Source organism: Christensenella hongkongensis, assembly GCF_000981035.1.
Lineage (GTDB): Bacteria > Bacillota > Clostridia > Christensenellales > Christensenellaceae > Christensenella > Christensenella hongkongensis.
This window is the reverse complement of record NZ_LAYJ01000112.1, coordinates 130,334-153,162: the sequence shown is the minus strand read 5'-3', so window position 1 is coordinate 153,162 and position 22,829 is coordinate 130,334. Positions and strand designations below refer to the sequence as shown.

General features: G+C 45.5%; 19 protein-coding genes, 1 tRNA gene and 1 pseudogene. 11 read left to right on the top strand and 10 right to left on the bottom strand.

Annotation, left to right across the window (positions count from 1 at the left end; genetic code table 11):
• Positions 1-93 precede the first annotated feature (93 nt).
• The 8 genes and pseudogenes from CHK_RS10750 to CHK_RS10715 all read left to right on the top strand — a co-directional run bounded on the left by CHK_RS10750 (position 94) and on the right by CHK_RS10715 (position 7,508).
• Positions 94-843, top strand: a complete 750-nt coding sequence (locus CHK_RS10750; protein WP_046444050.1) for a LytR/AlgR family response regulator transcription factor — start codon at positions 94-96, stop codon at positions 841-843.
• A complete protein-coding gene (locus CHK_RS10745) occupies positions 836-2,158 on the top strand; it encodes a sensor histidine kinase (protein ID WP_046444049.1) in 1,323 nt (440 codons plus the stop codon). Before CHK_RS10750 ends, CHK_RS10745 begins: the two co-directional genes overlap by 8 nt.
• Positions 2,159-2,258: 100 nt before the next feature.
• Positions 2,259-2,335, top strand: a tRNA-Met gene (locus CHK_RS10740).
• Between the two features lie 266 nt (positions 2,336-2,601).
• Positions 2,602-3,051, top strand: a pseudogene (locus tag CHK_RS10735) (DNA polymerase Y family protein); the annotation flags it as partial.
• Positions 3,052-3,710: 659 nt separating this feature from the next.
• The gene (locus tag CHK_RS10730) at positions 3,711-4,649 is read left to right on the top strand and encodes a Shedu anti-phage system protein SduA domain-containing protein (RefSeq protein ID WP_046444048.1); all 939 of its coding nucleotides are present in this window, start codon (positions 3,711-3,713) and stop codon (positions 4,647-4,649) included.
• A gap of 168 nt (positions 4,650-4,817) precedes the next feature.
• Complete coding sequence (locus tag CHK_RS10725) at positions 4,818-5,705, top strand: hypothetical protein (protein WP_160295637.1); 888 nt, start codon at positions 4,818-4,820, stop codon at positions 5,703-5,705.
• 299 nt (positions 5,706-6,004) lie between these two features.
• On the top strand, positions 6,005-6,727 hold the full coding sequence (locus tag CHK_RS10720; RefSeq protein ID WP_046444046.1) for a hypothetical protein: 723 nt from the start codon (positions 6,005-6,007) through the stop codon (positions 6,725-6,727).
• 220 nt (positions 6,728-6,947) lie between these two features.
• Positions 6,948-7,508 (top strand): YdeI/OmpD-associated family protein, encoded by a 561-nt coding sequence (locus CHK_RS10715; protein ID WP_046444045.1) that lies wholly within the window; start codon positions 6,948-6,950, stop codon positions 7,506-7,508.
• 131 nt (positions 7,509-7,639) lie between these two features.
• On the opposite strand, the gene CHK_RS10710 is transcribed toward CHK_RS10715, so the two are convergent.
• Positions 7,640-8,191 (bottom strand): flavodoxin family protein, encoded by a 552-nt coding sequence (locus CHK_RS10710; protein ID WP_046444044.1) that lies wholly within the window; start codon positions 8,189-8,191, stop codon positions 7,640-7,642.
• Positions 8,192-8,532: 341 nt separating this feature from the next.
• Here CHK_RS10710 and CHK_RS10705 point away from each other — a divergent pair, with 341 nt between their 5' ends.
• Both CHK_RS10705 and prfB read left to right on the top strand, forming a co-directional pair.
• Positions 8,533-9,585, top strand: a complete 1,053-nt coding sequence (locus CHK_RS10705; RefSeq protein ID WP_046444043.1) for a zinc-ribbon domain-containing protein — start codon at positions 8,533-8,535, stop codon at positions 9,583-9,585.
• 210 nt (positions 9,586-9,795) lie between these two features.
• Entirely contained in the window at positions 9,796-10,899 is a 1,104-nt protein-coding gene (gene prfB / locus CHK_RS10700; RefSeq protein WP_046444042.1) for a peptide chain release factor 2, read from the top strand.
• Between the two features lie 69 nt (positions 10,900-10,968).
• Here prfB and CHK_RS10695 read toward each other — a convergent pair whose 3' ends face one another.
• The 4 genes from CHK_RS10695 to secA form a co-directional block, all read right to left on the bottom strand.
• Positions 10,969-11,763: a MerR family transcriptional regulator gene (locus tag CHK_RS10695; protein WP_046444041.1), complete on the bottom strand. Its 795-nt coding sequence runs from the start codon at positions 11,761-11,763 to the stop codon at positions 10,969-10,971.
• 233 nt (positions 11,764-11,996) lie between these two features.
• Positions 11,997-12,215, bottom strand: coding sequence for a hypothetical protein (locus CHK_RS10690; protein WP_046444040.1), 219 nt, complete (start codon positions 12,213-12,215; stop codon positions 11,997-11,999).
• Between the two features lie 179 nt (positions 12,216-12,394).
• Positions 12,395-12,670, bottom strand: a complete 276-nt coding sequence (locus CHK_RS10685) for a hypothetical protein (protein ID WP_046444039.1) — start codon at positions 12,668-12,670, stop codon at positions 12,395-12,397.
• 210 nt (positions 12,671-12,880) lie between these two features.
• Positions 12,881-15,613, bottom strand: a complete 2,733-nt coding sequence (secA, locus tag CHK_RS10680) for a preprotein translocase subunit SecA (protein ID WP_046444038.1) — start codon at positions 15,611-15,613, stop codon at positions 12,881-12,883.
• 659 nt (positions 15,614-16,272) lie between these two features.
• Between secA and hpf the strand changes: the two genes are divergently transcribed.
• Positions 16,273-16,803, top strand: a complete 531-nt coding sequence (hpf, locus tag CHK_RS10675; RefSeq protein ID WP_046444037.1) for a ribosome hibernation-promoting factor, HPF/YfiA family — start codon at positions 16,273-16,275, stop codon at positions 16,801-16,803.
• 55 nt (positions 16,804-16,858) lie between these two features.
• On the opposite strand, the gene CHK_RS10670 is transcribed toward hpf, so the two are convergent.
• The 5 genes from CHK_RS10670 to CHK_RS10650 all read right to left on the bottom strand — a co-directional run bounded on the left by CHK_RS10670 (position 16,859) and on the right by CHK_RS10650 (position 22,829).
• A complete protein-coding gene (locus CHK_RS10670) occupies positions 16,859-17,512 on the bottom strand; it encodes a ComF family protein (protein ID WP_052740529.1) in 654 nt (217 codons plus the stop codon).
• Positions 17,496-19,682 carry an SF1B family DNA helicase RecD2 gene (gene recD2 / locus CHK_RS10665; protein ID WP_046444036.1) on the bottom strand — a complete coding sequence of 729 codons (2,187 nt, stop codon included), beginning with the start codon at positions 19,680-19,682 and terminating at the stop codon, positions 17,496-17,498. The genes CHK_RS10670 and recD2 overlap by 17 nt, the downstream gene beginning before the upstream one ends.
• Entirely contained in the window at positions 19,679-20,854 is a 1,176-nt protein-coding gene (gene metK, locus CHK_RS10660) for a methionine adenosyltransferase (protein ID WP_046444035.1), read from the bottom strand. The genes recD2 and metK overlap by 4 nt, the downstream gene beginning before the upstream one ends.
• Positions 20,855-21,009: 155 nt before the next feature.
• On the bottom strand, positions 21,010-21,774 hold the full coding sequence (locus tag CHK_RS10655; protein ID WP_046444034.1) for an ABC transporter ATP-binding protein: 765 nt from the start codon (positions 21,772-21,774) through the stop codon (positions 21,010-21,012).
• Complete coding sequence (locus tag CHK_RS10650; protein ID WP_046444033.1) at positions 21,771-22,829, bottom strand: FecCD family ABC transporter permease; 1,059 nt, start codon at positions 22,827-22,829, stop codon at positions 21,771-21,773. Before CHK_RS10650 ends, CHK_RS10655 begins: the two co-directional genes overlap by 4 nt.

Sequence of the window (22,829 nt, the reverse complement as noted above, 5' to 3'; positions counted from 1 at the left end):
TTATAAATCATACCTGCGTAAAAAGGTCGTTTTTTAACGTAAAAGCCCCAAAGTAAAAATACAGATGTGCTATAATATGATAGGGAGGTATGTATGATTCAATTTGGAATTTGTGATGATAATAAAATAGACCTTACCTATATCCATGAACTGATTCAAAGATTTTCCAATACCTACCATGACGAATTCGATTACTGCGTCGCCAGGTTCTATGACGCGTCAAGTCTTCTTGAAAGCGTCAACGCCGGGCACTCCTTTGATATTCTTTTTTTGGATGTGCTCCTGCCCGGCTGCGACGGAATAGAACTGGCAAAAAAGATACGCCTGCGCGATGAAAGTTGTATGATTATTTTTTTAAGCGTATCTCCTGAATTTGCGATTTCTTCTTATGAAGTCGGCGCATTTTATTATCTGCTCAAGCCGGTGGAACAGGATAAATTTTATGTGGTCATGAAAAAAGCGCTCGAGGCGCTGCATACCCGCACAGAAAACAGTCTTGTTATCAAGACAAGCTCCGGCATAGAACGGATTCGTTATTGCGATATTGCCTATATTGAAAGCATGGACCATAAGCAGATCCTGCACAAAAAAGAGGGCAGTACGCTCGTTTTTTACGCGCGTATTTCCGATATTTTTAAAACGCTGTCCTGCGACAGCCGCTTCGTAATGCCCCACCGCTCTTACATTGTTAACCTGAACTGCGCCAGCGCAATTTCTTCCAAAGACCTTACGCTGATAGGAAATCTCAGGGTTCCCGTCTCGAAAAAAAACTACCCGCAGATCAAAAGGCGTTACCTTGATTTTTTGTTTATGACGTCCGGGGAGGACTGCTCCTGTGAATGAATTGTTCACCCCATCCGGCTCTTTGCCGGAAACCGCCGCCCTGCAATTTCTGTGTAATTTTTCAACGATTATCATGTTTTTTATCTTTACGCGGGCCATTACAGAGCTGCGTTTCAAAAAACGCATTACGATTATCATTTCGGCCTTATATTATGTCGTTATTTTTATGCTTTCCATCTTTTTCCTGCCATCCGGGGACCAAGGCTTGTCGCTTTGGAGCATACTCTTTACCGCTTTCCTGCCGACAATTATTTTGCTGCATATCACATCGCGCGGATCGTTTTTCCAGATCGTTACCATGTGGAGCATTGGCATTATCTTTTTCTATGTGATCACACTTTCCGGGCTATACGTACGTCTTGCAAATCATTCCGTGATCGCAGACCTCCTCGTGCGTATTATTATATTTGTGCCAATTCTTATCCTTGTTTTTCGGTTCATAAGAAAGCCCGCTCTGGAATTTACACACAGCATCCATAAATACTGGTCGTTTATCTGGCTGCTTCCGTTTTCTATTGCAGTTCTGCTTACCTACCTGATTTATTCCCCCATCAATATCCTGATATATCCGGGCAATATCCCGCCCGCAGTCGCCTTACTTGCGATTTCGATTTTTTCGATTGCAGTCCTCTACCTTATTTTTCGCGAAACGGGAAATTCGATCCGTCACCAAAGGGACGGAGAACTTATGAAAACACAGCTTGAGGCGCAAAAAAAACAATTTGTGCTGCAGGAGGAAAATATACGGCTTACAAAGATGTATCGTCATGATATGCGTCACCATATTGCGGTCATTTCCGACTTCCTGCAAAAGGGTGAAACACAAAAGGCCCTTTTATATCTGCATAAAACCCAATCTTCACTGGAGAACATGACGCTTGAAGCTTTTTGCAGTCACAGCGCCGCAAACGCCGTCTTGTCTTCTTATCATACCGCGGCCCTTCAAAAAGGAATCGATATGTGTATCCATGCTGAGATTCCGGATAAACTTTCAATCGATGAAACCGAGCTATGCGCAGTGCTTGCCAACTGCGTTGAAAATGCTGTTTGTGCCTGCGCCAATCTGCCTGCTCAAAAACAGATCGATATTTTGGTCAAATATACGCCGGGCGTTCTGGCCATGCAGATAAAAAATCCATACACCGGAACCATTGATTTTGACAATGAGGGCCTTCCCCTTTCCACGCATCCGGAAGGCGGGATCGGAATACGAAGTGTTTTGATGATTGTACAAAAATACTCAGGTGTTTTGACCATTACTGCGGATGATGGAATTTATACAATACGCGTGGTACTGAATGAAATAAAAAAGTGAAATATTCTGCCCCGGAAACATGAAAAAATATTGCTTTTACCGGGTGCGTGTGATATTATATTGCAAGACAATTCGATTTGAATTGTCTTTTCAGTGAAATGGCGGCGTAGCTCAGTTGGCTAGAGTACTCGGTTCATACCCGATTGGTCGGTGGTTCGAATCCACTCGCCGCTACCACATTTTAAGGCTCTACAATGCAGATTGTAAAGCCTTTTTTATTTGTCTATAGTTAGCAGTGAATAGTAGTAATTATAGTTAATTATCAGTGAATTTTGTCGTACAAGTGTCGTACAAATTTAGAACTAAAAGCTGCTCTATTATAAGAATGCCTCTACTTGCTCAACATTAAAATCCCATAATATTCGTCATTTTAACCGCCGATGTTCCATCCCCCATATATAATGAGTAATACATTCATTGATAAACAGTAGGGGGTATATCAAATGGAGCGTATTATTTTGCATTCCGATTTAAACAATTTCTATGCGTCGGTAGAATGTATGATCGATCCGGGCCTGAAAAATGTCCCGCTCGCCGTCTGTGGTTCAAAGGAAGAACGGCATGGTATTGTGCTTGCCAAAAACCAGATAGTCAAACGCCTTGGCATCAAGACCGGTGAAGTCATCTGGCAGGCAAAACAGAAATACCCGGGCCTCGTAACGGTCCCGCCGCACATGGAGGATTATATTTTTGCGTCAAAGAAGGTACACGCAATATATAACCGCTTTACTTCCTTCATCGAGCCATACGGCATAGACGAGGTGTGGCTTGACGTAACCGGCAGTACCCATTTATTTGGTAACAGTGAAAAGGTTGCGCATCAAATAAAGGAAATGATAAAAGACGAGCTGGGGCTTACCGTTTCGGTTGGCGTATCCTTTACTAAAACCTTCGTTTTTGAATATACTCAATATGACTTGATAAAGTGCTATAATTAAAGTAATATTAGGAAAAATATGGGGGATTAAAATATGCCAGAACTTTTTAATCGAGAGAGAGTGTCAGATTGGTTGCGAAGTTGGAGTGAAAGTATCAGTTCTGATATTAATGAAATTACAAATGTAGAAATTTTAAACACGGACATTGATGAGTGGGCAAATTATTTAAGTACTTCCGTATTAATTTGTATTATTCTAACGCAGCGTGGATATTTGTTTATCCGCCCGATTATAAAAATATTGAGTGCCTGCAACAACGCATCTCCGCATTCTATCGAGATGGATTTAGTATTATCCCCAAAGTCTTAGCAGATTTAGGTTGGTTCGTGGGGATTAATATCTTACTTAAAAAATGAGAGACGTTATCATTGCATCTATTTTACTTTATATCTGAAACTGCATTGCCCCATCCATTATTTGGTGGGATATGTGAATTATATTTATGGAGGAAGATATGAAAATCAATGATTTTATTTTTAGATTTAGAACAAATTCACTTATTTGTTCCACTGGAATATGTCGAATACGTACTTTTATAAATAGACAAAACAATATATATATATATATATATATATATACTGTTAAGTGATTTGGATGAGAATCCATCTGCATCCGTGACTAATGCGATTGAAATTATAGTTGAGCAACTACAAAAACAGCAAAAAATACCACTTCAAGCTAAAATTATCGAGCATTATCCTGCGTGTAGTTCCTTCCCTGAAACATTTGATCTTATTAGTTTTTCTTCCGAGGGTTATCCCCGTTGGAATCCCATATCCTATCTGACAGCTCTAGAATGTCTCGAATGCTCCGATAAGGAGTTTGATAATTACAGAGACGATAAACGTGTCCTAACTGAAATTCAAAATGCTTTGCTGGGAATTCCTCAAATTAAACAATTCAAATATATTGAACCACCGGACATTACTGAACGCAGGCTAGAAATTGAGAATGGAATGCAAAGCCTGAAGGAAGTGAAAAAGTTTCTGGATTCATATCCGTCAGAGATTGAGTTGGCAGACTTTTTAAAACGAGACATGTCATTATTTGCGGAACTTTACGCATATCCCAAGGATGAATATGTTTGTTTCGCAGAATTCCCGGTTGGGGATGGACGGGTTGATTTTGCTTTGTTCACTGGGCGCTCCCGAATGGACGTGTACCTTATTGAAATAAAGGGAGCCCAAAAAGACTTGCGCAGAAAAAATCATTATGGAGAATTTCGGGCTAATGTGCAGGAGGGCCGGGGGCAGTTAATTGAAAGGAAGAACTGGTGTGAACATCATTACGGAGAATTTCGAAAATCTGTTTATCGTATTTTAAACACCGTAAATTCTGACAACAAACGCCCTTATCACGCATTTCCAGGGCCAAAATCTCGACTTAGTGTCGATTCCCAAAAAGATATTAAAATGCACTATATATTGATTGCAGGTAGAACGAGCGATGATCTTTGTGACAGCCAAAAACGTCATAAAGAAGACTACGCGATAAGTTATGATATACAGACCGAGACTTGGGATAGCTGGATAAACAAGCTAATCCGTAAATAACATTGGAATACAGCTTAATACCCTTTTTAATCGTGTGTGTTTGCTTATTTTAGTTAAACGCTGCTATCAACCGCTCAAAAACCTTTATTTCACAACGTTTTTTGAGTGGTTTCTTTAGAAACGGATCTCCACTTATGATATAATTAAATATACGACTATAATATTCTAATGAAAGGCTATCTCATGATACAAAGATTTGTTGCTTATTTAGATATATTGGGTTTTAAAAATCTAGTACAGCAAAAGGATGGCAAAGAAGTGTTAGAAATAATGGAGGTTTTTAGAGAAGCTGTTAATTTTGCAAATAGTATTCCCGTGCCAGATACGACATTATCATTGACAACCTCTCTTATACATTTGGCGATGTTTTCTGATTCTGTAATCCTCTATACAGATGGGATAGAGTCGCATGATTTTTTTAGGATTGTACATGTGACCAAGTCATTAATAGCCTCATCCCTAATATGTAAGGCTCCTTTGAGAGGCTCTATTGCACACGGAGAGTTCTATGCAGACGAGAAGAATGAAATTTTTTTTGGAAAAGCTTTGCTGGAGGCTTATAAAAATGAAGGGAAACAGCAATGGGCGGGTGCATACATCTGTGAAAACACAATGAACTTCGTTTTATCACAATTTCCCGACACATTGAGTATATTGAAAAAATTTGCTTATTTGGTTGAATACCCCATTCCGTTCAAGTGTGTTGGTCAGAAAGCTAATGCAGAACAAAGCTCGAAAAATTCTCCTTCCAAGCATAATCTTGTGCTGAATTGGGCAAATATGGCACCAGAATTGAAGCCCCTGTTGGCAAGAAACATATCAACAGGGTATCCTTTTTTATCGATAATCTTTGATGCAATTGTGGATAAAGCAAATGACGATTCTTCAATTAGTGAAGAAGATAAAAAAAACATGGTGTTTCGATTAGATAGAACCAAGATAGAACAAGACATCTTAGATAAGTGGGATAATACACGGTCATTTTTTAATTACGCAAAAGATAAAGGGACTTCGCCCTTACGCTTTAGTCAAAAACCAAATTCTAAAAATAGTTAAACGCTACTATCAACCGCTTAAAAACCTTTATTTCATAACGTTTTTAGAGTGGTTCCTTTAGGAACACCCTTACCATTCAAAACTCATCTTAGGATGTGTTTTTTGCTTTTATTAAACTTTTTATATTTGTATAGAATAAAGGTTGGTGACAACATTTGCAAAAAAAGATTTTCCCTTCATATTAGTGTACATCATCTTAAATTGTAGTATATTATTACCTTGATTTTTTTCGCTAATTGGTGATATATATTTATATATGAACTATTTATGATAAATATTGTCGAATAAAGGAGTTATAAATGTTCAAAACGGAGAATTATTTTGTTGCATATATTGATATTCTAGGAGTAACAAGAATAATAGAAAACGATAAAGACAATTATTACTTGAACAAAATGTACAATTGTATAAACGAGGCTGTGGAACAAACAAAAGTAGCTATGAATATATCCGGTATAGATAATATCAAAGTGAAAGCTTTTTCAGATAATATGATTTTTGCAATACCGAGTGATTTTTATATGAAAGATGACCATCAGCTTATAATATCCTTAAATAGGATAAGTGCAATTGTACAATTTTTACAAAGACAATTTCTTAAAGTTGGCTTTTTAATAAGGGGTGGTGTTACACATGACAAGTTGTACATTGATGATACATTGGTGTGGGGTAAGGCTTTATTGGACTCATATTATTTAGAAGACAAAATTGCATTTTATCCTAGAGTGGTTATAGATTCAAAAGTTCAGAAAATTGCAAGCCAGTTAATTCCTAATAATAAGTCACTTGATATTTTAGCAATAAACAATATAAAAATGGATTTTGATGGGATGTATTTCTTTGACTATTTAAATTACCCTAGCGATGAAGAAATAAAAAATATCGTTGACTCCTCGTTAATAAAGATAGATCTGAAAATAAAAGAAGAAAAAAATTCAAGAGTGCTTCAAATATATGGATGGCATAAAAAATATCTCTTATCATGCCAAAAGCAATGCTCAAAGAAGATAGAAATAAAATAACTGTTCAGTAAATCGCTACTATCGACCACTAAAAAACCTTATTCTAATCACGTTCCTACAGGCGCAAGCCTTTAGACACAGTGCGCGCTATCTGCATGCAAACTTGTTGAAAAAATTTTCGACGGTCACTATGCTTGGGCATATTCTGCTTCAATATAATACCGGAAGCATTTGGTGTGTATGGTATAATTTAGTTCAAGAACATCAAAAGGGGAAAACCATGTGTGATATTTTGAAATTTTCTGATAGCAGGACATTCCGTGCGTGGCTGGAAAAAAACAATGCAAGCAGCGATGGAGTATGGCTGCTTTTTGGCAAAAAAGGCGGGCCGGAAACGCTCTCGGCAGACGCCGCTCTAAAGGAAGCCCTTTGTTTTGGTTGGATCGATGGAAAAATGCAGAGTATCGATAATAAAACCTATAAAAAATATTTTGCCTGCCGCCGCCCAAACAGCAAGTGGTCGGACAAAAACAAACGTTTAGCCAAGCATCTTGAACAACAGGGAAGGATGACCGATTCCGGGCGGGTTAAAATTGAAGAAGCTCGAAAAAATGGCCAGTGGGATGTCCCGAAGCCTCCGCAAATAACAGAAAAGCAAATTACATTTTTGTCTGAATTGCTGAAGCAGTATGAGCCTGCTTATACAAACTTTGCTGCAATGCCCCCATCCGTAAAAAAGACATATATGCGAGCATATCTCGATGCAAAAACAGATGCCGGGCGGGAAAAGCGACTGGCATGGATGGTGGAACGCCTGAATCAAAACCTAAAACCGATGTAACCCCTGATGTCAGATTCGTGATTTCGGGATTATAGATAGAGCGATCAACTGGAAGCTTATGCAAAGAACCTGGCAACGATGTTTGCCAGGTTCTTTTTACGTCTTTTCAGCCGTTCCCCATAGATTTATCGTCAGATACTCCGTCCAAGTTCTTCTGCTTTTTCCAGAATTCCTGACTTCTCTATGGCGCCTTCATCGTCCATGCCGCCTGTCCGCAATATTCCACGGTCTTTCCAGCCCAAAAAATCAGCTGATAATTGATACATTGTTTCAATAGGCTTGTATTCTTCTTCACCAGTATCCCCGCCGCACACAAACAAATAACATTCCTTAATTGCCAGCTTGCGCAGCCCTCCTGCGCCGCCATAAGCATACAGCTTATCAATCGCGCCTTTAATTTGGGCAGGAAAGGACAGCCAGTAAAGCGGCGTGGAGATTAAAACAACCTCGCAGCTTTCCAGCAATGGTTCCAGTTCATTGAAATCATCTTTGACAGAACAGGCTGTACCTGTGCTCCAGCAAGTATTACAGGCCCTGCATCCGCCAATATTTTTAAAGGCAGTTTCAAACTTTGTAACGCAATGCCCTGCTTGCTCCGCTCCTTTTATAAATGCGTTCGCCATTTTATCCGTATTACCGTTTTTCCTTGGACTCGCCGTTAATACCAAAACTTTTTTGCTCATAATCTCCCCCTCCTTAAAATGGTTGGCTAACCATGATACATTCATTATACTGTGCCACTAAAAATAATCAAGTATACCATCGGATTGTATATTGTCCATTTCCGGAACCGCAATATCACCAGTGTTCGGCTTCATTTTGCGTATAGCATTGCCTTTTATCGCAAATTTGACCGGATCGACGATATTTTAAAACGGGCGGGCAAGCGAATGTATGCCAATAAAAAACAAAGGAAATCAAAATAATCGTAGGAAATCTGTTTCGGATGTGATATCGTTAAACGAAGCAATATTTTTATATCTGTTGTATATTAAAAAATTTATATAGTTTGGAGAATCATTTAATGGCTTGTACAAAATGCGGCGCTACACTCCCTACGGGCGCACTTTATTGCCCAAAATGCGGTTTGCAGCAACAAGTACCGCTTCCCAGAGAACCACTGCCCGAAACTCCGGAGGAACGATGGCTTCGTAAGGGGCTTTATTTTCTCGACAACTATTTAGCGTTTGTAGCCGTAGGCGTACTTGCTGTAATAACCGTGATTCTATTTGCCGTTGGATCGCAGGGCTTTACGTCGTGGAGCGCAACAAACGTGGCGCAGCAGTTTTGTCTTGTGGGCGCCCTTGCCCTGGCTGCGCTTGTTTCCACCCGGACGGGCGGGCTCGATATTTCCATTGGCGGAATGATGGCTTTATCTGCGATGATATTCGCAATGTATACATCAGCAGACAATCCTGTCGCCGGTTTCCTGATGGCTTTGGTTATTTGTGTCGCACTGGGTTTTTTAAATGGACTTTTTATTATGGTGCTGCGTATCCCTTCCCTTCTGGTTACGGTGGCAAGCGCCATGCTGATCCGCGGGATCTCCATGTGGGCCAGCAACGGCATGAGCATTGATCTGCCGCAGGAATGGAAAAGCATGAGTATTGCGGCTCCCGTCCTGGCCCTGTGCATTTCAGTAGGTATCGTAATCTTCCTGTTATGGCGGACAGGCGGTTTTTCCAGAGATAAAAAAAGCATTTATGGCAAAGTAAAATTTTTCTGGATTTATGGCCTGATTGCAGTAATCGGCGTGCTTGCCGGGTGGGCCGCGGCTATTTGCTTTGGTTCGGCAAACGCGGGCATTGGCTCCGGTTCCAGCAACGAAATGATTCTCTTGTTCATTTTCGCAGTTATCTCCGCAAGCGGCCTGCTGAAAAGTAACTGGATCGCCCTTGCGTGGGTGCTGCTCATGGCAATCCTGTGGACAATACACGACCAGGCAATGATCCTCTTGCAGCTAAACCCTTTTTCTATGATGGTAAGCAACGCTTCATGGGTATTTATCCTGATGGCTGTTATGTCCATTGCGAAACACAGCTGGAAAAAACCAATGTGGGAAACGCTGAATCCTTAAACCTGCCATTCTATTGGTTTTTTGTCTGCCAGTCCTATTTTTCTCTATCTTTTGGGCTGTATTTGTGCTATATTTAGAATGATATTTTTAACAGCATTTTAATAAATCGCAGCGCATATTGTGCGCATAAAGATGTTTGCTGTGTAACAGTTTTTTGCAGATGCTGCCTGTGCAACACTGCAAGAGTAAAAATCAGAGGTTTTAATCATTATGATAGTAACGGATGAACAAAGACAGCGTATACAGGACGCTGAAAAAATGCTTAACGAGGCGACTGCGTCGCTCGACCTCCCTTCCTTAAGGGAACAGCTTGCGGATTTGAACGCACAAATGGAGGCGCCGGATTTCTGGAACGATGTAGAAAACGCCAATAAAATTACCAAACAGGAAAAACCCCTCAAGGGAAAAATCACTTTATGTGAAAGGCTCACTTCCTCCCTTGACGACCTGAAAGTACTGGTTGATATGGTCGATGAGGAACAGGATGACGAGCTTCTTGCAGAACTCAACAGTGAACTCGACCAGTTTGAAAAGGATGTAACGGAATTTCACCTTCAAACCCTGCTTTCCGGAACCTACGACAGCAACAACGCGATCATTTCGCTGCATGCCGGGGCCGGCGGCACCGAGGCGCAGGATTGGGCCCAGATGCTGATGCGCATGTATACGCGCTGGGCGGAGCGCCATGGCTATGACGTCAAAATCCTCGATTACCTGGACGGAGACGATGCTGGCATCAAGAGTGTAACCATGCTTATTTCAGGTGATAATGCTTACGGCTATATGCGGAACGAAAAAGGCGTTCACCGCCTCGTGCGGATTTCGCCATTTGACTCCAACGCACGCAGGCATACCTCTTTTGCGTCACTGGACGTTATGCCGGAAATTGACGATGCAGATAACGACATCGAAGTCAATGCAGACGACATCCGTGTGGATACCTACCGCTCTTCAGGCGCGGGCGGGCAGCATGTTAATAAAACGTCCTCTGCAATCCGTATCACCCATTTTCCAACGGGTATCGTCGTGCAATGCCAGAATGAACGTTCCCAGCTGCAAAACCGCGAAACCGCGATGCGTATGCTAAAATCCAAGCTTGCGGAAAAACGCGAGGAAGAACGTATGGCGGAGCTTGCAAAAATCAAAGGTGACCAAAAGAAAATTGAATGGGGAAGCCAGATTCGTTCCTATGTATTCTGCCCTTACACAATGGTAAAGGATCATCGCACCAACGTGGAGACCGGAAACATCAATGCGGTAATGGACGGCGATATTGACGAGTTTATCAAGGGCTGTCTTATCCAGGGCTTCTGATTACAAGGCGTATATCAAAAGAAGGATATGGAAATCCATATCCTTCTTTTTTTCATCATAAAGCTATCGCTATTTTTTCCTGACCGGGAAATAAATTTCCGTCACAAGCTTATCCTCCGGCACCTCGTAGGGAGAATTCAGGTACTTATCATATGGCGCGTCTGCAATTTCGTAGCCGTTCTCTTCAATCCATTTCGCAATCGCAGCGTAGGTTTCCCCCAAACTTGAGTATGCCCCCAAGTGTACGCCCATAGCGCATATCCGCCCCGGGAAAGTCCTTGTTACACCGCTCTTTTCCGAAACGATTGCGCCAATTTCAACGTCCGAGCTTTCCGGATTAAATTCCTCACAGTAATAAATCGCCATAAGCCCGCCCGTGCATTCCAGTTTGTTTGCCTTCAGCTTGTCCATAACCTTGCCAAACATCTTCCCAAAATCTTTCATGGATATCACATCGCGTTCGCTTACAATTTCTACCGGCTTTGTTTCCACAAGTTTAATTTCTGTTTTCATCGTACTCATAATATCGATTCCTTTCTCCAACTGTTCCATATCCTCGCGCATTTTGCGCATGAGCTCTTGGTGCCGCGTCAGGATCGTTCCCTGCTCCGTATATTTCGCCGCAAAGCGCGCGGCGACTACGTGCGCCTCCGCGTGTAACAGGCTGCTGATTTCATCCAGCGTAAATCCGTAATCTTTGCATTTCAGGATAAAAAACATGTCGCGGAACTGCGAAGCCTCATAATACCTGTAGCCTGTTTCGCCGCTGATGTGCGCGGGCCTCAAAAGCCCGATATTATCATAATGCCTCAGCGTCTTTGTGGTTACCATACACAGATTCGAAAATTCTCCTATCGTATACATCAGTTGCTCCTTTACTTTTTTCGGAACCGGTTCCTTATGTGTTTAGTATAAGGCTTGACGTTGGGGAAAGGTCAACTACTTTTTACCAATATTTTCTTGGAAGAAAAATGTCGTTTTAAGGGTTTGAAGGCACGTCCCCCACTGAACCTGCAAAATCTAAACCTGTATATAAAAATGGGAACGCCTTTTTGGCATTCCCATTTGGTCAGGTTGATTATGATTGGTGTCCCGCATCATCCCGCTCCCAGAATCACCCGCAGCGCTTCGCACGCCCTCGTATAATCTGCGTCGCGTACATATAAATGACGCATCTCCCCGCATTTTCCTGTGTGGCAACGATAATCGATACTGTAATCACACAAAATCTGCTTACTTGCCAGAAAATTTTTCACCTCTGAAAACTTCTGGACGGAAGGCGTTTTCAAAATCTCCTGCCTTCTACACGGAATCATAACAATCTTCCCTCCTGTTTTATCCGCCGGATTCGGCGTTCCGGCGAATTGATCCTGTCATCCGCAAAACCCTTCGCGGAATCTGTAATGCTATTGTACCCCAGCCAAATAATTTTTCAACAGGAATTCCACAACATTAATGCGATCTTAACGCCAGAGGAAAGAACTTAATATCCTCTTTATCCAATCAGCTTTCTCAGAACCTTCCACGCCTTGTCGCTATCGTATTTATGCACATAGACATAATATAGCTGATCCCGTTCCGGACTCCCCGGCATGGCGCTCACGGCAGCAAACCCTGTTCCCCGGTGCGCGCCAAGCCTTCCCACGCGCCCGGCTGAAGACTTGATATCGTAAGCATATTCTATCTGGCTGTGCGCAAGGGCATTTTTGATTTCAGAAAATTTTTGTGCATTTGCACCCATCCATACTTCTTTTCGGTTCCACGGCATCATATGCCTTGTTCCTCCTTATATCAAAACAACGATTATGTATCCTTTAAGGTACGTGCAAACTATATCATCTTTAGGTTTGTGATACAACCCATAAATCAGGCATTTTCAGCGGATAAAAAACGATAAAACAGCTCAGAACAAATTGGGATTACATTCCCTCCTGTTCTGGGCTGTTTTCGTCGTGATTGAGCCAGTTTTAATCCTGCGGCGTCAGGAATTTTTGCCGCAGCAGTTTTTATATTTTTTACCGCTTCCGCAAGGGCAGGGTTCGTTCCTGCCAACCTTTTTTTCCACGTGCACAGGCGTCTGCGCTTCGCCCGCGCTTGCATTTGTATTCATACGTCTTTGCGCCGGGGCATTTGTCGCAACAGGGTTTCCGTTTTCGTCAACATTTGCGTGCACATTCTGCACCTCGCGCTGCTCTACCTTGCTCTCCACCTTGATATGATAGAGCATATAGATCGCTTCCTCGCGGATCGCGTTTACCATTGCGTCGAACATCTCAAAGCCTTCAACGCGGTATTCGTTGATCGGATCGCGCTGTCCAAGCGCACGAAGGCCAATCCCGCGCCGGAACTGGTCCATTGCGTCGATATGATCCATCCACTTGGAGTCAACCACGCGCAGCAGCACCATCCGCTCCACATCACGCATATTAAAGCCCGCGCCGGACATCTCTTCTTCCTTTACGGCATAATAGCTGCGAATCGCATCCATCAGCTCTTCACGAAGCTTCTTTGACTCCGCCTGCTCGCGCTGCTCGTCGGTATACTGTTCCATGCGGACCGCAAAAATGCGTTCGATATATGCGTAAAGATCGTCCCAGTCCCATTCTTCCGGATATTTCCCCTTGGGACAGTAAACTGCAAGCGCATCATCCACAAGCGATTCGATCATGCTCTGGATATTCTCTGATAAATCGTCTCCTACCAGCACCTGCTTGCGCTGTCCGTAGATTACTTCGCGCTGCTTGTTCATAACATCGTCGTAATCGAGCACCTGTTTCCTCAGGTTAAAGTTATTGCCCTCGATACGCTTCTGTGCATTTTCAATCTGCTTGGTCATCATGCCAAATTCAAGCGGAATATCGTCGTCACCGCCGGAAAGCCTGTCCATGATGCCCTTGACGCGTTCACCGCCAAACAGACGCATCAGGTCGTCCTCCAGCGCAATAAAGAACTTGGAGGAGCCCGGATCTCCCTGACGTCCGCTACGGCCGCGCAGCTGGTTATCGATACGGCGCGACTCATGCCGTTCCGTACCAATGATCGCAAGGCCGCCCAGCCCGACTACCTCATCGTGCTCCGCGTCCGTCACTTTTTTGTGTTTCTCAACAAGCTCCGCATACTTTTTACGCGCGGCAATAATTTCCGGATCGTCCGTCGCGGCATGGCTTACCGCATTTTCAATCATTTCATCCTCCATGCCGTCCGCGCGCATCTCGTTTCTTGCAAGGTAATCCGCGTTTCCGCCAAGGATGATATCCGTACCACGTCCCGCCATATTCGTTGCAATGGTGACCGCGTTTTTCTTACCTGCCTGCGCGATAATCTGCGCCTCGCGCAAATGGTTCTTCGCATTCAGCACCTCGTGCTTGATGCCCCTGCGCACCAGCAGCGAGGATAAATATTCACTGTCCGAAACCGAAACCGTACCCACAAGGATCGGCCTGCCCGTCTCGTGTATGGCGGCAATCTCGTCTACAACCGCGTTGAATTTGCCTTTTTTCGAGCCGTAGATCACGTCGTTCTGGTCCTTACGCACCATTGGCCTGTGCGTGGGAACCTCCACAACCTGCAGGTTGTATATACTCTGGAACTCCGCTTCCTCCGTCTTCGCCGTACCCGTCATACCGGAAAGCTTGCTGTACATACGGAAAAAGTTCTGGAAGGTAATTGTGGCAAGCGTCTTGGATTCACGCTCCACCTTCACGCCTTCTTTTGCCTCGATTGCCTGGTGCAGCCCGTCGGAATAACGCCGGCCGATCATAAGGCGGCCCGTAAATTCATCGACAATCACAACTTCCTTATCCTCTGTCACCACATATTCGCGATCCCGGATAAAGAGCCTGTGCGCTTTCAAAGCCTGGTTAATGTGATGAACGATCTCAGTATTTTCGATGTCAGTCAGATTTTCGAGTTTAAAGAACTGCTCCGCTTTTTTAACGCCTTCCTCAGTGAGGTTAATCGCCTTCATTTTTTCATCGACTTCGTAGTCTTCCTCCTCCTTGAGGCGGCGTACGAACTTATCCGCCTGCTGATAGAGGTCTGTTCCCTTATCGCCCTGACCTGAAATGATAAGCGGCGTACGCGCTTCATCCACCAGGATACTATCCACCTCGTCGACGATTGCAAAATTCAATTCGCGCTGCACACGGTCTTCCCTGCGCACCACCATGTTGTCTCTTAAGTAATCAAACCCAAGCTCGTTATTCGTGGAGTAAACGATGTCGCAGCCATAGGATTTCTGTTTTTGCGCTTTATCCATTTCACGCGTGATAATGCCCACCGAATATCCAAGGTAACGAAACACCTTTCCCATCCACTCGCTGTCGCGCTTTGCGAGGTATTCGTTAACCGTCACAACATGCACGCCTTTGCCGGATATTGCGTTTAAAACCGCGGGCAGCGTCGCAACAAGCGTTTTACCTTCACCGGTTTTCATCTCAGCGATGTTTCCCTGGTGCAGGACGATCCCGCCCATAATCTGCTCATAAAAATGCTTCATTCCGAGCACGCGCAGGCTTGCCTCGCGCACCTGGGCAAACACCTCCGGCAAGAGCGCGTCGAGCGATTCCCCGTCTTCCTGATGGCGTTTTTTAAATTCCTCCGTTTTGGCGACCAGCTCTTTGTCGCTCATTTTTTCGTAGACGGAGGAAAGTGCTTCCACCTTGTCAGCAAGCTTTTTCACCGGACGCAATGCCGAATTTGAAAATAATCCCATATTGTATTTAAAACCTTCTCCCTTACATACTATCTAAAAAATCCAATTCTCTTTATTTTATCAAAGTTGTGAAATGAAGTAAATCATATCCGCTTAAAATCTACAAATTGTTAATAAATTATTGTCATTTGGTGCTTTGGGACGTATAATCATTCTTAAATCCGCTGAAACTTTGCGTCTGTGGTTGAAAGCCGACGCCAGTCGCAGGCAAAACGGCCCACGTAAGCAGCGCCTTTGGCGCGGTGAGCATAGTGCGGCTAGACGTAAGCCCGTCCTTCCGAAAAAGGAAGAGAGGAGTAAGAGTGGCGTAATGCCGCGGGGCTCCCAGGCGGCGAATGTGGGGGAAAAGACCAGGTCAGGCAAATCTTTTCAGCGGATTTATTTGAATTTAAAGGATTCCGTCACCTGTGTGAAGAATTTATACAATAGGGAATATGCCTATGTTCCCCGGGTGTGGAAAACCAGACGATACAATCGGAAAAGCCACTTTTGTCTATGCCGCAGCGCGCGGATGTTTCCATCCATGCCTGCCGCCCAAACGGAAGGCCGGTGTTTGAACTCATTGCTATCAGGTTAATGTAATAGTAAGTACGATTTCAATTTTGATTGGTTTGATTTTTCGTACCTGATTTTATCATAATACGGAAGGGGCGAACTATATGAAAATTAATATCTCCGGAAAGAACATTGCGGTTTCTGATTATCTGCGCCGCGTCGTCAACAAAAAAGCGGGGAAACTGGAACGTTATTTTAAGCCCGAAACCGAAATGCAGGTAACTCTCTCTATCGAGAAGTCGCGGCACATCGCTGAAATTACGATCGTATGCGATGGCTTGGTACTGCGTGCGGAGGAATCGACCGGCGATATGTATTCTTCCATCGACGTTGCGCTCAAAAAGCTGGAACGCCAGATGCGCAAGCATCGCACCAAGCTCGAAAAGCGCCTGCATGAGGAATCCTTCCCGGAGGAAACGGTTTACGACTATTACGACGAAAATTTCGCCGAGGACGAGCCTCAGATCGTGCGGAACAAAAAATTTGCTTTACGCCCGATGAACGAGGAGGACGCTGCCATGCAGCTGGAGCTTCTGGGCCACAACTTTTATGTATTCCGTAATGCGCACAATAACGAGGTTAACGTAATCTATAAACGCGCCGACGGAAACTACGGCCTGATCGAGCCGATGTGACCTGACAAAAACACAGGGCTGCGGAAATTCCGCAGCCTTTTTGATTGGAAAAACGTCACTTTTTCTTTTCCGGCTTTAAAAATTCCCTGGAATATGTATAGGCCGTTACATTCGCTCCCGCATCTGCAAGTATCCTGACACACTCGCCAACCGTCGCACCTGTAGTATAGATATCATCGATGAGCAAAAGGTTTCTTCCCTCTACATTCGCGTCCTCACGCAGAGAAAACGCGCCGCGTATATTTTTTTGCCGTTCACACGCGCCCAGCTTATACTGCGGCCTCGTATCCCGTACACGCAACAGGAAGTCCCCACATGGAACGCCAAGCAATGTGCTCAGATGGTTTGCGATCAGTTCTGTCTGGTCGTACCCGCGCATCTTCAGCCTGTTTTTATGGATCGGCACATAGGTAACGCCGTCTGCGTTTACCTCGTAATCCGCAAGGAACTCAGCCATACGCTGCGCAATAAACATAGAATAACGCGGCATATCGTTGTATTTGAACTGGTGGATCAGCGTACGCACAATGTCCTCATAACGGTACGCGTACAAAATCCCCCCTGCAAAACCGTCTTTGTTTCGCAGCGCCTCTTCCTTTCCGGCGCATTCCTCGCAAAAAAGGTCTTCATAAGGTATTTCCCGGCCGCAATATACACATTTTTTGCCGCCAAGCAGCAGCTCCTGTAAAAATTTATTCCATTTGCCCATCTTGTGTCAACCTGTCAAGGTATTGAAGCTCACGTTTTAATATCGTATTGCGGCGGCCTTGCCATACGTTTGAGATCATATGGCGGAAGGTCTGCATACTGCCTGCAATCAGTACTTTTTTCTTTGCGCGCGTCACTCCGGTATAAAGCAGGTTCCGTGTCAAAAAGGGCTGCGCTCCATACATCATTGGCATCAGGATCACATCAAACTCGCTGCCCTGGGACTTATGGATCGTATAAGCGTATGCCCCGTCAAGCTCTGCAAGCTCCGGCAGCTGGTAGCTGCTGCGCTTCATATCCTCAAACAGAACGTCGACATTGCCTCCCATAATTTCCGTAATGGTTCCAATGTCGCCATTGAACACGCCTTCCCCTGTCGCGAAGTTGACATCGTCGCGCCATTCGCGCGCATAATTGTTTTTGACCTGCATCACCCTGTCGCCGGCGCGAAACACCCTGTCGCCAAAGACGATCTCCTGCTTCGCGCTTTTTTTCGGATTCACACGCTCCCGGATGGCTGAGTTAAGGGCCACGGTTCCAAGCTCCGTACGCTTGATTGGCGCAATCAGCTGTACATCCGCTCCCTTCTTTGCATAGTGCTCATATTGTCCGCACAACAACTCCCGCACCTCGTCCATATCCGCGCATTCACGAAATTCAAAGGTATCATCGTATGCCTCAGGCACATTGCCGTTCAAAATCTCATAAGCCGCGTCCGCAATCGCGCCCGCGTTACGAAACCGGTGCGTCAGCTTCACGCACGGTACCACGCCGGATTCAATGATGTCGCGCATGACATTACCCGGCCCGACCGATGGCAGCTGGTCTGCGTCTCCCACTAAAATCAGGCGCGCTCCTTCCTTGAGCGCTCTTAGCAGATTGTGGAACAAAAACACGTCCAGCATGGAGACCTCATCCACAATAACCGCGTCCGCCTCCAGAGGATTTTCCTCGTTCCTGCGGAAATAACAGTTGAAGGCGTCCTCATCGTAGCAATATTCAAGTAAGCGGTGCAGCGTACCCGCGGCTGTCCCGGTCGCCTCCTGCATCCTTTTTGCCGCGCGGCCTGTGGGCGCAGTCAGGCTGCAGGTGATCCCCGCCCCGCCAAGGATACTCAGCACTGCTTTCAGAATTGTCGTTTTCCCCGTACCCGGCCCGCCGGTGATAATGCAGATGCGGTTTTCCGCCGCCTGGCGGACCGCCTCCTCCTGCTCCTGCGTCAGCGAATATGCCTTCACCTGCTTTTTAAGCAGGCTTCTCAGGTTTTTGATTTCAAACGGCGCACATGTTTTTGCAAGCGTGCACAGCTTTGCCGCACATCTGGATTCCGCCCGGTATGCGGATTTCAGGAACACCACCTGCTGATCCGGATAATATTTTTTCAGAATAATATCCTTGGAAAGGACAAGCGCCAGCAGCGCCTTATTGACGCTTGCTTCCGGCACGTTCAGGTTCTTTGCAACGTGCGGGATGAGCTGCTTGCGGTACACGTATGTGCTGCCCTGGGCAAGCACCTTACTCAGCACATTCAAAATCGCGTTTTTGACGCGAAAGGGAGATCCCTCCTCAATGCCGATCTTCAGAGCGATTTTATCCGCCGTCAGAAAATCGATCCCGCGCACATGCTTAATCAGGATATATGGATTTTCGCGCACCAGCCTCGCCGCGTCCTCGCCAAGCGCAGACGTTGCGGCAGTTGCCTGTCGCGAGGTAAGCCCCATTCCCATAAGGTCTGTAAAAATATACTTCTTTTGGGCGTACTCTTTCATTGCGGCATGCACGCTGTCCGCAAGGCGGCGGGATACTCCCTTAACGCGCACAAGCTCCCTGTGATCGTTCTCTATCACGTCAAACGTATCCTCGCCGAACGTTTCTACAATGCGCTGTGCCAGCACCTCGCCAAGGCCTTTGATAAATCCGCCGGACAGGAACAATACCACGTCGTTCAAATCGCGCGGTAACGTGCTCTCATATGACTGCACTGCAAACTGCGTGCCGTATTTCGCGTGGGTTTTATAAGCACCAAAAAAGCGCGTACGCTCACCGGGTTTCAAATCGGGCATATTGCCCACCACGATGGCGGGCTCATCTGCCTCGATTTCTGCCACGGTATAACCATCCGCGCTTTCATAGATAATGCTTAAAACCGTTCCAACCAGTTCTTCGCTCAAATTTCTTTCTTGATGGCCTCCACCATATCAAGCTTCTCCCACGGCAGGTCCAGGTCTTCTCTTCCAAAATGACCATAGGCCGCGGTCTGCCTGTAAATCGGCTTTCTCAGCTGTAATCTTTCAATGATTGCCGTCGGGCGAAGGTCAAACAGCTTTGTGATAATGTCCGCAATTTCCGTGCTGTGCTTTTTGCCTGTGCCAAACGTTTCAACAAAAACAGACACCGGACGCGCAACGCCAATCGCATATGCAAGCTGGATTTCGCAGCGGTCGGCAAGCCCCGCGGCAACAACATTCTTGGCAACGTAACGCGCCGCATAAGCCGCGCTTCTGTCTACCTTCGACGGATCCTTGCCTGAGAACGCCCCGCCGCCGTGACGGCCCATTCCACCATAAGTATCTACAATGATTTTGCGGCCCGTAAGTCCGCTGTCGCCCTTTGGTCCGCCGATTACAAAGCGTCCCGTCGGGTTCACATAGATTTTTGTATCGTCATCCATCATGTCGGCCGGAATCATCGGATTGATCACCTGCTCGATCATGTCTCTGCGGATCTGCGCCTGCGTAGCTTCCGGATCGTGCTGGGTGGAAATAACCACTGCGTCCACACGCATCGGCTTCCAGTTTTCATCATATTCGATGGTAACCTGCGATTTTCCGTCCGGGCGAAGATACTCCAGCGTACCGTTTTTCCTTACCTCTGCAAGCCGCCTTGAAAGCCTGTGCGCCAGATAGATCGGCATCGGCATATATTCAGGCGTTTCGTTGCAGGCATAACCAAACATCATACCCTGGTCGCCCGCGCCGTTTTCCGCGTCGTCGTCGTTGTCTTCCCTTACCTCGAGCGCTTTGTCCACGCCCATTGCAATATCAGGCGACTGCTCGTCAATGCTGGTGATTACGCCGCAGGTTTCGCCGTCGAAGCCATAATCCGCTTTATCAAAACCAATCTGCTTCACTGTCTCACGCGCAATTTTAGCAATATCTACATAAGCATTCGTTGTGATTTCTCCCATAACGAGTACAAGGCCTGTATTAACAGCCGTTTCGCACGCAACACGCGCATTCGGGTCCTGTTCGAGGATCGCGTCAAGCACGGAATCTGAAATCTGGTCACATACTTTATCAGGATGTCCCTCAGTCACTGATTCCGAAGTAAATAATCTTCTCATAGTTTTTCCTCCATTATCATTGATACATAAAAATGTATTATTTCACTAATAATTTATTATATCAAAGCTTTGGCTTCTTTTCAATCAAAAAAACAGATACATTGCCGTATCTGCGCGGATTTTCATCTTTTTTCAGGCCGCTTATTTGAACGCGTTTACTGATAGTCAATAAACATCCTGCCATTATGACCGAACACCTCTGCGCTTACTCCATAGAGTTGATTGATGAGTTTTTCGCAAATAACATCGCCGGGTTTTCCTTCGCACAGTATTTCCCCCGCGAGCATCACATAAATTCGGTCACAGTACTTCGACGCGACGCTGAGGTCGTGAAGAGCGGCCAGAATTGTTTTCCCTGAATCTTTCATCATGTTAAGCGTTTTTATCTGGCTGCCCATATCCAGATGGTTTGTCGGCTCGTCAAGCACTACGAGGTCCGTATCCTGCACGAGCGCACGCGCAATCAGTACCCGTTGCTTCTCCCCTCCGGAGAGATTCAAAAAGCTGCTTTTGAGAAACGCTTTCATGCCCACCTGCTCTATCATTGCGCAAACGGCTTCCCTGTCGTCATTCCCCAAAGGCTCCATCATCTTTTTGTGCGGGTAACGGCCCATGGAAACCACCTCTTCCACCGAAAAATCAAAGCTGGTATTGTTTTCCTGCGCAACCACGGCAATCTCCCGCGCCATCTGCCTGTTTGTCATGTGCGCGAGGTTATGCCCCTTTACAAAAATATCCCCGCCTGTTGGCGTCAAAACCTTATAAATGTTCTTCAGGAGTGTGGATTTTCCACTACCGTTCGGGCCGATGATGCCCACAAACTCCCCAGGCTCCACGGTGATCGATACCTGCTTCAATATTTCAAATTCGCGAACCGCATAACGGATCCGCTTTACGTCTAATATTGGTTTACTGCTCATGCCTTTTCACCAAACGAATATCTGCGTGCCTTGATCATCCACAGGAAGAGCGGCGCGCCAATCATAGAGGTCAGGATTCCAATCGGTATCTCCTTGGGCGCGTCAAACATGCGTGCGCCAACATCAACCCAAATCAGGAAGATTGCGCCAAGAAGAACAGACAGCGGTATCACCTTTTTGTGATCCGCGCCGACGATAGACCGTACAATATGCGGTACCACAAGTCCCACAAAACCGATGCAGCCCGCCACAGCTACCGTAACGCCTGTGAGGATCGCCGTGATAACGATCAGCACATTGCGCACCGTATTCAGGTTCACGCCAAGGGTTACCGCGGTACTGTCGCCCATCATCATTGCATTGAGTGGAGACGAAAGACAAAACATCGCAATAATACCCGGCCCAGTCACAATCGCAATGGGTATCAGCTCTGTCCACTGTACTCCGGCAATTCCGCCAAGGAGCCAAAAACTGGTTTCCCTTATTTTGGTATCGTCAGGCGCATTGTACACAATGAAATTCGCAAACGCGCTGAACATAGCAGCCACCGCCATTCCCACCAAAATCAGTGTGATGGGAGTAACCGAGCGTCCGCTTTTTGAAAAGGCATATACGACTGAAATTGCGATAATCGCCCCCAAAAATGCCCCTACCTGCACCTTAAACAGTCCAAAAATTGCAAAGCCGCCGAGTATGATTGCGATCACCGCGCCAAAATATGCGCCGGAAGAAATTCCAAGCACATATGGATCGGCAAGCGGATTTTTGGTCAACGCCTGCATTGCGACGCCCGCCAGAGAAAGCCCTGCTCCAACCATCAGGCCGAGCAACACGCGCGGAGTACGTAAATGCCATACAATATTCTGGGTATTTTCAGCGACAGAAGAAATATCCATCCCAAACAGCTTGCCAAACATCACGTTCCAGACGGTATCAAAAGAAATCGAAACCGGACCGATCCCAATACACAGTATCACGGACAGCACGAGTATTATGCCAAGCGCGATACAGCAAGCAAGGGTATTATTTTTGATGTAAACGGATAATTTTTTCAT